Consider the following 15,331-nt stretch of genomic DNA (forward strand, 5'->3'; position numbering starts at 1 on the left):
CTCTATTCTTACTAAAAATTAAACATTTTTAATAGTTCAATCTCTGGAATTATTTTACTATCATAAATTCCATTTTTTATGTTTTTTTCAAGAACATATAATACTTTAATTTTATCATTTATTTTATCAATATTAAGTTTATTTTGTTCTAATAACTTTGATATTCTATAAGGATTTATTGCTAATGTTGAAGCAATTTCTGAATTATTCATGTTTTTTTGCTTCAATATTAATATATTTCTTAAAGTAATTAAGTTATTTGCCAATAAGGCTAAAAATGAAAATATATCACTGTTTATTTCTAAATAACTTGATCATTGTTTTAAAAACATTTTGACATCATTTGAAAGAAAACAATTTGCAATTTGAAATGTATCAAAATTATGATATTTCATAGTTATTTCTTCAACTAATTGACATGTAAGCTTTTTATTTAATGAAATTATTTTTGCTAATTCATTTGTAAAAACATGCATATCATTTGGTAATTTTTCAATAAATAATTCCAAAGCTTCATTTTCATACTCAATTTTGTTGTTTTCAAGTTTTTTGACTAAAATATCTTTTTTTTGCTCTGAATTTGGCTCATCTAATTTTAAAAGTTTACATTTTTCTTCAACTAATTTAGTAATTTTTAATCTTTTTGAAAATTTATCTGAGTTTAAAGTCATAATTATTTGAACTTCTTTATTTGTTGAATTTAAAATTTGCTCTATAAATTTTAAATCATATGTTTTGTTCATTTTAATTTTATTTTCAGTAACAAATCAGCATTCATTTATAATTATTATTTTTTTTGTTGAAAATATTGAATAAGTATTTATTTCTTCTAAAATAGAAGAAATTGGATCATCAATTAATGAATATTCAAAAATTTCATATTCTTTATCCACATTAATTTTTTGAGTTAATTTCTCTATTTGTCTTTTTATTAAAAAGTTGTCATTTGAGTATATAAAGAACATTTTTATCACCTTTATAATATAATTTAACATTAAAAATAAAGAAAAAATATAATTTATTTTGAATTACCTATTTTTTTACTATATACTCTATATGTATATAAAATATCTTGTTCAAAGGGGTGAATTGAAAATGGCAAATATTAAATCACAAGAAAAACGTATTTTAACTAATGAAAAATCACGTTTAGCAAACAAGGCTTTCAGAAGTTCAGTTAAAACTGCAATTAAAAAAGCTTTAGCTGCAAAAGCAGAAGAGTCAAAAGAAAAAGATGCTTTAATTAATGAAGCAGTAAGTTTATTAGACAAATCAGTAACTAAAGGAATCTTTAAAGCAAATAAAGCTGCAAGAGAAAAATCAAGATTAATGAAATAATTAATTAAACAAATAATAAAAAAAGCTCTTATTTTGATAAGAGCTTTTTATATTTTAAATGTTTCTCCATTTTTAATCTTATATTTATAACTTGTAGTGCCATTTGTCACATAAGTTTGGCATTTATATTTGTTTAGTGTTTCAATTGTTTCTTTATTTGGAAAATTTAAAGTCTTAGATTTATGCCCAGATATATAACAAGTTTTTGGTTTAATAATTTCAATAAACTTTTCAGAAGTACTAGTTTTGCTTCCATGATGACCAACTTGCAAAAAGTCAATTCCCCCTTTTATTTTAGTTAAAAATACTTCATTTTTAACTAAACGATATTCTCTTTTCTTTGTTGCATCTCCTGTAAAAAGAATTTTCTTGTTTGCAATTTCAAGAAGAGATATTTGCGAATTGTTATTTTCATCATTATTATTTAATTCTATAAAATTTGTAATTTTTAAGTCTTGAAAGATATAGTTAGTTTTTAAATTATAATTAAAAAATATATTCTTTACTTTATAACTATTTTTTACACTCTCAAGTTGATCATAGTGATCTTTATGATTATGACTTATAAATACAGCTTCAATTTTTCTTATTCCTTTATAAATTAAAAACTGCTCTAAACTATTTTTATTAAATCCACTTCCTTTTCCAGCATCAAATAAAATAGTTCTGTTTTTATATTGAAATAAAAAGCTATTGCCATTACCTACATTTAACATTGTAATACTTGGACTAATTTGTGAAAACTGATTTAATTCAAATATTAAAAATATATTTAAGCTAAATAAAGAGATGAAAACTAACTTTAGTATTTTTTTACTGAATTTAAAATGACTAATCAATATAAACAAAGTAAAGTAAGCAATTAAAAATAGAAAACTAAAGCTTCCACAAATTGTTGTTAAATTAATATAGGTCAAAGATTTAGAAAAGAAGTATAGTAACTGATAAATTAAATTAAGAACTGTTTTTAAAAATGGAATCATAAAGAATAAAGAACTTGTAAAACTAAAAGTTATTATTGGAATTAAAAGTACTTTAAAAATTGAACTAAATCAGAAATATTTGTAATAATAGAATATTTGAACAGGTGCAAAAACTACATTTATGATTAAAAAATTATAGAAAATATTTGTTATTGGTTTTTTATCAGTATATTTTTTTATAAATAAAAAAGCAATAAGAGTAAAAATAAAACCAATATTAAAAATGAATAAAGGATTTATAAATAAACATGCAATTCAAAGTATTGATAATTTGGTAACTCTAGAGAATTTAAATTTTCAATTTAATTCAATTCAATTAATAATAAGTAAAATAGCAGATTTCAATATAAATAATTTGAAATTTAAAAGATAGCTGTAATAAAAAAGTAAGATAATTAGCACTATTTTATATTTTTTATATATTTGACATCTATCAAATAATTTTTTATTTAAAAAGTTAGATATTATATAAATATTTAATCCACTTAAATTAATTAAGTAACCCAAAGAATAGGAATTTAAGTTATTGTAAATTGGATCATCAGTTTTTTGTTGAAAAAGCAATAATTTGGAAAGATTATTAGACGAGTTTATTATTTTGAATAAAAAATATTGGATAGAATAAAAATTTAATTTCCTAATTGAACTGTCAATTATTTTATATTTAACATTTCTATTTAATAAATAAGAATTAAAGTCCAACTCTCAAAAATTACCATTAACATTGATGTTTTCTAGATTACCTGTTAAAGATATATACTCCCCTACTGATACATTAACCTCCCCTACCTTCAAATAATAGAGAGTATTCAATTGGTTTATTAAAATATAATTTTCTTTTACCTCAATTACTTTATAAAAATTAAATTTTAAAATTTTATTAATATCAAATTTATAAAATAAAAGAAATCAAACTAAAAATAAAATAGTAAATATTAAAAAAGGATAAGATTTTTTAATATTAAAGCTAAATATTAACAATACTAATATATAAAAAATAGTGCATATATAAATATTGCTTATACTTTTAGTTAAAGCAATACATATAACTAATAAAAAAGTTAAAAAGAACCAATTTACTTTAGTAGATCAATTTAGGTAATGCTTTTTTATAAAACTCAGCATTAAAAGTACCTTTATAAATTTCTTGCAGTTTAGTCATGCACTCTTCAAAAGAATTTTTAGTATCTAAAAATATATCAACACTTTTTTCTGCTAATGTTTCACTTATACTTCTAGATGTAAAAAATTCTTTTTTAACTTCAAATCTGCTAATTCTTAAAACTTCAATAGTATCTTTTGGATAAAACAAAATAGTATTATTCTTTTTTAAATTTTTATTATTTTCTATTTCAAACAAGTTTTCCAAATAAGTTAATTTATTTTCTTTTAAGAAATCTTTTGTTTTATTTGTATTGTTATTATTTTTTAATTTTACAGGCAAAATTTCTTTATCTAATAAAGTAATATCAAATTTTACTTTGAAGTAGACATAATTATCATAAGTGGTTTTATGAATTGAATTACTTTCAAAACTAGTATTCGCTATAAAAAATAAACTTGCTCCTATTAATAAAGAAAATATCAATATTGCAAGATAACGAAGTTTTTTCATATATCACCCCAATTAAATTTATCGACAAAAAAATAAAAGTTATAAGTTTTATTTTTTTAATTCATTAAGTTTTTCTAACAGTAGAATATATTGTTTTTTATAATCTTCATATTTTCTTTTTTCGTCTTCAACTTTTTCTGGAGCAGCTCTTTTAATAAAATTCTCATTTGAAAGCATTTTCTCACTTCTTTCAATTTCTTTTAAAAGTTCATTTACTTTTTCTTGAGTTTCTAATAAGACTTTTTCTTTATCAAAAAAATCTTTATTTGGAATATCTAAGAAATAATCCTTAACTGGAAGTGAAGTAAATTCTTGTTCATTAATTTCATTTATTTGTAAACTACAATTAACTATTTTTTCAATAAATAATTTAATGTATTCTATTTCATTATTTAATATTTCTTTAAATGATGATTTAGAGATATTTAAATAAACATTTAAATTAATTGAATTTTTAATATTTTGATTTGCTCTAAACTCTCTTAAAGTTGTTATGATATCAAAAATATGTTTAATTGATTCAACTTCATTATTAAATTCTTTTTCTAATCATCTTTCTTTTAAAATAGATGATTCTAGATCAAATGATTGATAAATTTCTTCTGTCACAAAAGGCATAAAGGGATGAAGCATTATTAAAATATTTTTTAATACAAATCCTAGAGTTAATTTACTAAATTCTTTTTGTTCATTATTTAATAAATCATTTTCACCTATTTGTGCTTTTGCAAGTTCAATATATCAAGAGCAATAATCATCTCATATAAAGTTATACAAAACTTTACCTGCTATAGTAAATTCATATTTATCAATTGCTTCTTTTACTTGTATTTGAGTTTCACTTAATTTATTTAAAATTCACAAATCAATTTGATTTCTTGACAAATCAGGTTTTTTAAAGTTATTTTCAAATTCCTCATTTGTTGGAATTTTGTCGATATTCATCATAACAAATCTTGAAGCATTTCAAATTTTATTAATAAAATTTCAAGTACTTGTCAATTTCTCTTCACTGTATCTTAAATCCTGTCCTGGAGATGAATTTGTCAATAAGAAGTAACGCAATGAATCAGCTCCATATTTTTCAATTACATCCATTGGATCAACACCATTGCCAAGAGATTTTGACATTTTTGCTCCTTCTGAATCACGAACAAGTCCATGAATTAAAACATCTTTAAATGGTTTTGATTTTGTAAATTCCAAGCTTTGGAAAACCATTCTAGCTACTCAAAAGAAAATAATGTCATAACCTGTCACCATTGTTGAAACAGGAAAATATCTTTTCATCATTTCTGACTCTTTTTTTTCATTTCAATCCATTGTTGCAAATGGTCAAAAAGCACTTGAAAATCAAGTATCTAAAACATCTGAATCTCTTGTTCAATTGCTTTCATCTTTTGGTGGATTAACTCCTACATAAACTTCTTTTGTTTGATTGTGATATCAAGCAGGTATTTGATGTCCTCATCATAATTGACGTGAAATTGTTCAATCATAAGTATTTTGCATTCATTTATTTAATGTTTCATTAAATCTATTAGGATAAAAGTTAATTGCTTCTTTTGAATTTTGTAATTCTAATACTTGATTTGCTAAATAATCCATTTTAACAAACCATTGATCTGAGATAAAAGGTTCAACAATAACATTACTTCTTTCAGAATAGCCAACTTGATGAGTTATTTCTTCTTTTTTGATGAATGTACCTTCTTTTGTTAATTTTTCAACAATTTTTTCTCTTGCAACAAATCTATCTAAACCATTAAATTCTAATGCTTTTTCATTCATTGTTGCATCATCGTTCATAACAACAATTTGTTCTAAATTATGTTTTAAACCAAGTTCAAAATCATTGATATCATGAGCTGGAGTGCATTTCATAATTCCTGTTCCAAAGTCAATTTCTACATATTCATCCCCTATAACAGGTATTAGAGCTTGATTTGAGGGGTTTATAACAGTTTTTCCAATATACTTGCTATATCTTTCATCTTTTGGATTAACAACCAAACAAACGTCTCCAAACATAGTTTCTGGACGTGTTGTTGCAACTTGTAAAAATTGTGATTTATTATCATTTAAAATATATTTAAAATGATACATTGCCCCTTTTGTTTCTTTATAAATAACTTCAATATTTGAAATAGCTGTTTTTTGCTTTGGATCTCAATTTATAATTCTTTTACCTTTATAAATTAATCCCTTTTCATACATGTTAACAAAAACATAATTAACAATTTCATTTAATTGATCTGAGTATGTAAATTTTTCTTTTGAATAATCTAAACTAAGTCCTAGTTTTGCTCATTGACTTCTAATAGTTTTGGCATACTCTTCTTTTCATTCTCAAACTTTTTCAATAAACTTTTCTCTACCTAAATCATGTCTTGAAATACCTTGTTCTCTTAAACGTTGCTCAACTTTAACTTGAGTTGCAATTCCAGCATGATCCATTCCTGGAATTCAAACAGTATCAAAACCATTTAATTTCTTAAATCTAATTAATATATCTTGTAAAGCTCCATCTCAAGCATGTCCTAAATGTAATTTACCTGTAACATTTGGAGGAGGAATTACTATTGAATATGGTTGCTTTTTTTTGTCAAATTCAGCTTTAAATAATTCTTGATCTAATCAAAATTCATATTTGTCTTTTTCAACTTCTAAATGATTATATTTTTTTTCTAATTCTTTCATTTTTTTGCTCCCTTTTAAATAAAAAAATTCCTATTTTTTAATGAATTAAAAAATAGGAACGAATTGTTTAACAATACGCGGTACCATCCTAATTGACTTTAAAATAAAGTCCACTCAGTATCTTAAATTTTTTACTTATACAACCTTCAACAGTGATAAATTCTAGTTCACACCAAACACTAGATCTCTGAAAAATATCTGCTGTTTACTCCTTATAAGCTATTTACTAAATTATTATATCAAATCAAACAAAAAAAATAGCATTTTTATGCTATTTTAATCTTAAAGGTTCCGACATCCTTAAGATATATTATTTTCTATTTTTTGCAAGTTTTTTAAAGTATCTACACTTGTTTTTAACTAAGTAAATTATTATATTCCCAAGTTAAAGTTTGGAGGTGTAGTTGACTTCTTAACTTCATTTAAGAAATCTGAGTACTTTTTATTTAAAACTGTATATAAAATCGAGTCTCTTTCATTTTGCATTGTTTTTGTTTTATTTTCTTTTTCTTGAACCATTTGAATAAAGTTTTCTTCCATTATATCTTTATTTTCCATATTTAAACTAGTTGAAAGTCTATTGAATTGTTTATTAATTTTTTTAAAATAATTATTCATTGATATTTTATAAATAGCATAAATAATAACCATTAAAAATGATGAGAAAATCATTCCAATTATAAATAATGAAAATACAAATGATATTTTTCGATTATTATTTAATAATTTTTCAAAAAATAAAGTTATAAAAGATTTTGATACTTCTTCAGCAAATTCAGTTATACCAGGATAAATTGCTGCTCCATCATAATAATAAATATTATCATTATATTCAACTGAAATTTTATTATTTAAATTTAAACCTTGAAAAATTGCTAGTAATAAAAATGGTGTTATAGATAAAGTTGTTTTTCAAAAAGCTTTTAAATTCTTTCTTCTTAAAGCTCATTTTAAAGAAACAACGTTATTTTTATTGATATCTATAGTTGTTATAAACTCTGTATATCCCTTGATATACTTTGTCAAAATTACTACAACTCCTATCATACCAATTAATAATTTAATTGTAATTAAAATAACTGAATTGTAAAATTTTGAATTTATAAAATTAATTGATGGAAGTATGAAAAAAATTGCAAATAATAGAAAAATTGCACTATAAATTATTCAATTTGTTCAATCTTTTTTCATAACCCTTAGTTTCATTTTTTTATCCTCGTTATCTATATTATAAAACAATAAAAATATTTTGCAAACTTTTTATATTATTGTTCCAAATTAATTAGAGACTTTTTTGCAAAATTCTTATTATTTATGCTTTTTAATGATATTTCCTTTTTTTTTTTTTTTTTCAAAAAAAAAAAAAAAAGACAATAATTAATATCAATTATTGTCCCTTTAAACTTGTTGATTTAGTGCAAAATTGCACTTATTTTTATTATTTAAGAATTTTTTATATAAATTATTAAAAATAGTCTTTTTAAAATCTATATAAATTTTTTTATGGATTCTTTACTACATTTAAGTAGTTATTTATGAAATAATTACATGATAAAATACTTTTTAAAGAGTATTTTATATTTATTTGCTATTCACTGATATAGTTTAATTTCTATAAAATTAGACAGTATTTATTGTTCTACAATAATATTAATTGTAAAAACTTAAGTGTTTATTTTATTTTCCACTAATTTTTAAAGTATATTTTTTAACTTTTGAAATTAAAGAATATACTATAATTATTATTTTCTTACTTTAAATTGTTGCTGTTAACTTCATCTGCAACTTGATCTTTAATAGTAGAAATTTATTAGATCATTTGATGAGTAACATTGGTTCCTCCATTTAAATTAGGAGTAATTTCAACTTATTTATTGTTCAAAATTATATCAGCTTTTTTAAGCTGTTTTTGCTTTAACATTAACTGTAAATGCTTTATCATTTATATTTGTTCCTTTAATTGTTAAATTGTAATTTTGAACAGTGGCATCTTGAGATACTGTAACTGTAATTTTTTTATTACTAATTGTTGTTGTTACTTTATTTGCTACTTGACCTTCAATAGTCATACCTGTTAAATCATTTGTTGAAGTAATATTAACTTCACCTGTTTGACCTTGAGTAATTTCAACTGTGTTTTTATCTAAAGTTACATCAGTTTTTCCAACTGTCTTTTCTTTAACTTTAACTGTAAATTCTTTTTCATTTATATTAGTTCCACTAATTATTAAAGTATAGTCTTTAATTTCAGCAGTTTCAGATACTGTAATTGTTATTTTTTTAGTCTCGATTTTTGCTGTTACTTTATCTGCAACTTGACCCTTAATAATCACATATGTTAGATCATTTGTTGAAGTAATATTAACTTCACCTGTTTGACCTTGAATAATTTCAACTGAATCTTTATCTAAAGTTACATCTTTTTGTACAGATCCTTTTTCTTTAACTTTAACTGTAAATGCTTTATCATGTATTTTAGTTCCAGTAATTTCTAAAATATAATCTTTAACTTCTGCAGTTTCAGAAACTTTAATTGTTATTTTTTTACCTTCAATTTCTGTTGTTACTTTGTTTTCAACTTGACCTGTAATTTTAATACCTGTCAAATCGCTATCTGATGTAATTAATATTTCACCAGTTGAACCTTGTTCAATATCTATTGAACTTTTATTCAAAGATATATTTGAACGATTTTCTTGTCCACATGCAACAACTGTTGCACTTGTAGTTGCAACTAATCCTGTAGCTGCTAGTAAACTCAATAATTTCTTCATTTTTCTCCTTTTAAGTATTCTTTAAAAGCGCAAATAAGTGAACTCTTTTTGTTGAAAAACTCATTATTATTTTAAGTATATTTTCCATAAAACTTTTATTTTTATAAATAAAAAAACTAGTTTTATAACTAGTTATATAAATAATATTTAATTTTAATTTTATTTTTAAAAACAATTTATAAAATATATTTTTAAATATTGAAAAAATCTAAGAATATATGATCATATATTCTTTCAATTCAAAATAAATTTCTAACTTTACCTTTTGAGAATTCTAACATTGAACTTTCCTCTAATAAATCATAATAGTTTTCTCAATTTTTTTTATATACTTCCAATATTTTTTCATTTACTTTTTTAATTTGTGATATTTCTGAATCACTTAAATCTTTTTTATTTGTGAATATAAACAATCCATTTTTAGAAGTTAAATCGTTTTTTGAAAAACTTACATTTAAATAGTGATCTGAAAATTTTGCATCTTCAAATAAAGATTGATTTGAAAAATATTGTGTTTTAATTAAATTTTTATAATTTGATTCTATTTCTACATTAGATTGTGCTAATTTTTGAAAAGAATTTAAAAATGAAGGTATTAATAAAACATTTAACATTGAAGTAACTAAGGCATTCATTACTGGTGTATTAGATAAAGAACTATTTAATTCATAGTTAATAAAAATAACTGTAGTAAAATTTACACAAATTATATAAATTCAAAATCAAATTGGTATAAATTCAATAGCTCTTTTTGCTCTAAATTTATGATTTTGTAATTTTATTGTGTAATCAAAAACATCAATACATCTAAAAAATTTATTTTTTGCAAACCAGTTTGTATAAGTAAATTTTAAGAGTAAATAAATACTTCCCCCAATAATTATATATGATATAGAATTTATTTGATTTTTTAATACTAGATTTAAGATAAATAATATAAAAGTTGCACCAAAAATAATTTGATCAATTAAGAACATAGTTAAAACAAAATAATTAGTCTTAAAAAAAGTACTTATTATTTTATTGTGTTTTTTAAGTAAACTACCACTATTTTGTTTGTTCTGATTTTTTTTCTTCATTTTTTCTTTCTCCTTTATTTCTCATATTATTTGTTTTTTGTCCAATAAATAAATAAAGACTTCCTAAACCTATAATAATTCCAATTATTGTTATTATTGCAATAAAGAATCATGCTAAACCATTATTTATAAAACTTTCATTTCTTAAACCTAGAACGTTTTTATTATGTATTTCTAAGAAAAAATACGGATAGGCTTTATGTTTTCCAGCTAATGCTGCATTTGATCCATAACTTCTATAAATTAATTCTCCACGAATTAAAATATAAACTAAATAAGCAAATGGATAAATTGCTATTCTTCAAAAATCTTTTTTAATAAATTTTTTAAAGTTAAATTCTATATCTTGTTTCATAAAAAATAAAAAGTAGATAATTGCAGCAATTGGTCCTAATGTGTGAACTATTATTTGCTCTACTCATAAAATTGCTTTAAAATTATTATTTGATGATGCTAATACTTTTGGCAATAGCATAAAGTTAAAAATCATAGCAGTAACTGTTATATAAGTTATGACACTTAAAGAAAATGTTTTTTGCAAGATTTTTATTTGCCCCTCTTTATTATGATTAAAAAAACCAACTAATAGTCATACAACAATTAATATATTTGATTGAATAGTAAAGTAACTAAAACGGTTGATTACATAACCAAAATAATCATAGCCAATTACATTTCCATCTTTTGATCATATAGTTCAAATACTTGGTTGATTTTTAGAAGTTTGACTACTTATATTAAGTAAACCTCTTATAAGCATTTCAACTATAAAAGTCAAAATTAATAATGCAACTACTAACTTATATCAAAGTTTTCAATCTTTTAAATTTTGCTTTGTAATAAACATTATTTTTTCCCCTTTTTCTATAAAAAAATTATAGACCTTTTTAGTCTATAATTCATTATTTTCTATTTGCTTTTTATGTTCAATATCAGAAAGTTTATCAATTTTAGATGAAAATACAAAATAAAATAATCCTCAATCAAGAGCTGATTTCTTTTGTACCTTTTGCAATTCTTTTCAATTCTTGTTAGCTTTTAAAAAGATAAAACCTCCAATCATAGAAAAAAGTGCAAAGATTGCAATAACACCTGTTACAACAGCAAGGCCTAATCATAATCATGACATTTGTATTTTTAAAGTATGTATTACAAGTAAAGTTACAAAAATGCTAGTTAAAACTAATGAGATAATAAATAAAATCATTGAAGAAACAGCTACTTTAAATATGCCCTGTTTTAACTTTTCAGTTTTTTTGTTCATATTTTTCTCCTATTTTTATTAATAGTATTATTATAAACTAATTATTTTAATTAAAGAAAATAATTTATACTAGGTTTTTTGAAAAAAATGAAATTTTTTTCAAAAAAGAGCAAATTATTATTTTTTAATAAATATAGTAGTTTATTAAAAAATAATAAAAAGTACTGTAATATAATATTAATTATATTTTTTATTAACTTTTATAAAATATCTTTTTTGTTTATAATCTATGATTTTTGGGACTATAAAAAACATAAGTAATCCAAATAGTGTTGAAAACTCAACATCAGTTCACCAATGTGTCATTGCAATAACTAAAGAAAATTTCATATTAAATAAAATTAATGAAAATCAAATTCAGATAATTGAAATTTTTTTATTTGTTAATTTTCTATTTTTTTTATTATTTATAAATAAAAACATAATTGAAATAACACAAAATGATGATATTGTATGTCCAGATGGAAAATCTTGATTAATTCACCCATTTGTTTGATTTAAATGTGCTGTACTACTAAATCAATATTTTAAATTTTTTCAAAAATCATTTATTTCTCATCAATTTTTATATTGAACATTTTCAGTTCCATCAATTCCAGCACCTCAAAAATATTTGCTACTATCATAATTTCAATTTTCTGGAAGATAACTATTTAAAATATCATTAAAAATAACTGAATAATAATAAGGTCTTCCAAACAATGGTTTAAAAATTAAAATCATAAAGTAACATAAAAAAATAAAAAGAATACCTTTAATAGAATCAATTCAATACTCTTGAATAAAAATGTCTTTTCTTTTAGAAAATTTAAATCTTATATAATATGCAGATAATAAAATAATTAAAGTAGTAAAAAAAATTACAATAATTGAAATATTAATTCTGTATTTCATTGGTAAAAGTAGTAACGCATCATTATTTATCCCAAAACCTTCGTCTTTTTTATATAAATTATTTACAAAAGTAAAACAAAAATAAGATCATAATATTAAAAACAAAAAATAAAAAAGGAATAGAATTAAATAATATTCTTTTTTTCTTTTTATTTTTATAAAAAGAAAAAAAGTTTCTATTAATATTGCTAAAAAAATAAATAGTACTGGAAAAAATTGAAAATTCCCAAATACATCAAAAAAAATTATTCAAATTTTTATACTAAAAAAATGAAATCCTTTAGAAAGAAATTCTTCAATTTCAAAATCATAAATGCTACCTAAAATAAAACTAATAAAACTCAAAACAAAAAACACTGTTCCAGGAATAAAAATAAATTTAAATTCTTTAGTTTTCATAATTAATTTCCTTTCATTTATCTAAAAAATACCTTTTAAGGTGAAAAATTCGGTTTAATAAAGGCTTTAATTTTTTTTGAAATCTTTTTATAACTTCTGTTAAATTATTTGCTAATGTAATGCTAATTTCACTAAGTTTTCCTTGAAAACTTCAATTAATTACTTATTCAAAGTTACATTTATCTTTTTTGTTTCCTATCTGCATAAAATAAATGCTGCACTTGTAGTTACAATAAATTTATTTTTTATTCATTGTACTTTCTTAAGTAATTTTTAAAAAAATTAAAAATGAACAATTTTTTTAAAAATTTATAGTCATTATATATAAAAAAAAAAAAAAAAAGTCAAGAGTTTTTTTATTATTTTTTGTGAATAGTTCTAAAGAAATTTTTATAAAATTGTTACCTATATAAATAAAATAAAAAAACTACGTAAGAGTCTAGTTATATAAAGATAAAATTCAATTTTAAATATAATTTATAATATACTTCTATTAAATATTAAAAAAATCTAAGAATATATGATCATATATTCTTTCAATTCAAAATAAATTTCTAATACTTCCTTTTGAAAATTCTAGCACTGAACTTGAATCTAATAAGTCATAGTAGTTTTCTCAATTTTTTTTATATATTTGTAATATTTTTTCATTTACCTTTTTAATTTCCAATATTTCAGATTCATTTAAATCTTTTTTATTTGTAAATATAAACAATCCATTTTTAGAAGTTAGATCATTTTTTGAGAATTTTACATTTAAATAGTAATCTGAGAATTTTGCATCTTCAAATAAAGATTGATTTGAAAAATATTGTGTTTTAATTAAATTTTTATAGTTTGATTCTATTTCTACATTAGATTGTGCTAATTTCTGAAAAGAATTTAAAAATGAAGGGATTAAAAGAACATTTAACATTGAAGTAACTATAGCTTTCATTATAGGCGTATTAGATAAAACATTATTTAATTCATAGTTAATAAAAATAACAGTAGTAAAATTTACACAAATTATATAAATTCAGAATCAAATTGGTATAAATTCAATAGCTCTTTTAGCTCTAAAATTATTATTTTCTAATTTTATTGTGTAATCAAAGACATCAATACATTTAAAAAACTTATTCTTTGCAAATCAGTTTGTATAGGTAAATTTTAAAAGCAAATAAATGCTGCCCCCAACAATTGAGTATGAAATTCAATTTATTTGACTTTTTAATACTAAGTTTAAAATGAATAAAACAAGAGTTGTTCCAAAAATAGTTTGATCAATTAAAAATGTGATTAAACCAAAATAGTTAGTCCTAAAAAACTTACTTATTATTTTATTGTGTTTTTTAAGAAGATTGCCACTATTTTGCTTGTTATGATTTTTTTTCATTGTTTTTATTTTTTCAACTTTCTCTTATATTACTTGTTTTTGAACCAATAAATAAGTAAAGACTTCCTAAGCCTATAATAATTCCAACAATTGTTATTATGGCAATAAACAATCATGTTAAACCATTATTCATAAAACTTTCATTTCCTAAACCTAGAGCATTTTTATTATGTATTTCTAAGAAAAAATATGGATAAGCTTGATGCTTATGTGCTAAACTTGCATCTGATCCATAACTTCTATAAATTAGCTCTCCACGACTTAAAGTATAAACTAAATAAGCAACTGGATAGATTGCTATTATTCAAAAATCTTTTTTAATAAATTTTTTAAAGTTAAATTCTAAATTTTGTTTCATAAAAAATAAGAAATAAACAACTGCAGCAATTGGGCCAAATGTATGAACTATCATTTGTTCTACTCATCAAAGTGCTCCAAAATTATTGTCTCCTGATGCCAATACTTGTGGCAATAACATAAAGTTAAAAATCATTGCAGTAATTGTTATATAAGTTATAACACTTAGAGAAAATGATTTTTGCAATATTTTTATTTCTCCCTCTTTATTGTGATTGAAAAAACCAACCAATAATCATACAACTATTAATATATTCGATTGAATAGTAAAGAAACTAAAAAAATTAATTACATAACCATAATAATCATATCCAATAATCTTTCCAGCTTCATCTTTTGATCATATAGTTCAAATACTTGGTTGATTTTTAGAAGAATCATTACCTATATTAACTAGACCTTTTATAAGCATTTCAAATATAAAAGTTAAAATTAATAAAGCTACTATTAACTTATATCATAATCTTCAATCTTTTAAGTTGTTCTTTGTAATAAACATTTTTATCTCCCTTTTTCTATAAAAAAATTATAAACTAAAAAAGTCTATAAT

13 protein-coding genes are annotated in these 15,331 nt (G+C 21.4%); 1 reads left to right on the forward strand and 12 read right to left on the reverse strand.

Annotated features, from left to right (window positions below; translation table 4 throughout):
• Positions 1-11: 11 nt before the first annotated feature.
• Positions 12-965 carry a DNA polymerase III subunit delta gene (holA, locus tag SFLOR_RS03150; RefSeq protein ID WP_157806939.1) on the reverse strand — a complete coding sequence of 318 codons (954 nt, stop codon included), beginning with the start codon at positions 963-965 and terminating at the stop codon, positions 12-14.
• A gap of 130 nt (positions 966-1,095) precedes the next feature.
• On the opposite strand from holA, the gene rpsT reads away from it, so the two are divergent.
• Positions 1,096-1,338, forward strand: coding sequence for a 30S ribosomal protein S20 (gene rpsT, locus SFLOR_RS03155; RefSeq protein WP_100916643.1), 243 nt, complete (start codon positions 1,096-1,098; stop codon positions 1,336-1,338).
• A 47-nt stretch (positions 1,339-1,385) separates the two neighbouring features.
• On the opposite strand, the gene SFLOR_RS03160 is transcribed toward rpsT, so the two are convergent.
• The 11 genes from SFLOR_RS03160 to SFLOR_RS03210 all read right to left on the reverse strand — a co-directional run bounded on the left by SFLOR_RS03160 (position 1,386) and on the right by SFLOR_RS03210 (position 15,280).
• Positions 1,386-3,116, reverse strand: coding sequence for a ComEC/Rec2 family competence protein (locus SFLOR_RS03160; RefSeq protein WP_157806940.1), 1,731 nt, complete (start codon positions 3,114-3,116; stop codon positions 1,386-1,388).
• Between the two features lie 286 nt (positions 3,117-3,402).
• The gene (locus SFLOR_RS03165) at positions 3,403-3,936 is read right to left on the reverse strand and encodes a hypothetical protein (RefSeq protein WP_100916645.1); all 534 of its coding nucleotides are present in this window, start codon (positions 3,934-3,936) and stop codon (positions 3,403-3,405) included.
• A 48-nt stretch (positions 3,937-3,984) separates the two neighbouring features.
• Positions 3,985-6,636 (reverse strand): valine--tRNA ligase, encoded by a 2,652-nt coding sequence (locus tag SFLOR_RS03170; RefSeq protein ID WP_100916646.1) that lies wholly within the window; start codon positions 6,634-6,636, stop codon positions 3,985-3,987.
• A 372-nt stretch (positions 6,637-7,008) separates the two neighbouring features.
• Complete coding sequence (locus SFLOR_RS03175) at positions 7,009-7,842, reverse strand: hypothetical protein (RefSeq protein ID WP_100916647.1); 834 nt, start codon at positions 7,840-7,842, stop codon at positions 7,009-7,011.
• A gap of 692 nt (positions 7,843-8,534) precedes the next feature.
• Positions 8,535-9,410: a lipoprotein gene (locus SFLOR_RS03180; RefSeq protein ID WP_100916648.1), complete on the reverse strand. Its 876-nt coding sequence runs from the start codon at positions 9,408-9,410 to the stop codon at positions 8,535-8,537.
• 191 nt (positions 9,411-9,601) lie between these two features.
• Entirely contained in the window at positions 9,602-10,489 is an 888-nt protein-coding gene (locus SFLOR_RS03185) for a hypothetical protein (RefSeq protein WP_100916649.1), read from the reverse strand.
• On the reverse strand, positions 10,458-11,336 hold the full coding sequence (locus SFLOR_RS03190; protein WP_100916650.1) for a Pr6Pr family membrane protein: 879 nt from the start codon (positions 11,334-11,336) through the stop codon (positions 10,458-10,460). The genes SFLOR_RS03185 and SFLOR_RS03190 overlap by 32 nt, the downstream gene beginning before the upstream one ends.
• 45 nt (positions 11,337-11,381) lie before the next feature.
• Positions 11,382-11,753 carry a hypothetical protein gene (locus SFLOR_RS03195; protein WP_100916651.1) on the reverse strand — a complete coding sequence of 124 codons (372 nt, stop codon included), beginning with the start codon at positions 11,751-11,753 and terminating at the stop codon, positions 11,382-11,384.
• 177 nt (positions 11,754-11,930) lie between these two features.
• The gene (locus SFLOR_RS05865) at positions 11,931-12,647 is read right to left on the reverse strand and encodes a phosphatase PAP2 family protein (protein WP_157806941.1); all 717 of its coding nucleotides are present in this window, start codon (positions 12,645-12,647) and stop codon (positions 11,931-11,933) included.
• A gap of 892 nt (positions 12,648-13,539) precedes the next feature.
• Positions 13,540-14,424 (reverse strand): hypothetical protein, encoded by an 885-nt coding sequence (locus tag SFLOR_RS03205; protein ID WP_100916653.1) that lies wholly within the window; start codon positions 14,422-14,424, stop codon positions 13,540-13,542.
• Complete coding sequence (locus tag SFLOR_RS03210) at positions 14,408-15,280, reverse strand: Pr6Pr family membrane protein (RefSeq protein ID WP_100916654.1); 873 nt, start codon at positions 15,278-15,280, stop codon at positions 14,408-14,410. The genes SFLOR_RS03205 and SFLOR_RS03210 overlap by 17 nt, the downstream gene beginning before the upstream one ends.
• Between the last annotated feature and the right edge of the window lie 51 nt (positions 15,281-15,331).

This window comes from Spiroplasma floricola 23-6 (assembly GCF_002813555.1).
GTDB lineage: Bacteria > Bacillota_I > Bacilli_A > Mycoplasmatales > Mycoplasmataceae > Spiroplasma_A > Spiroplasma_A floricola.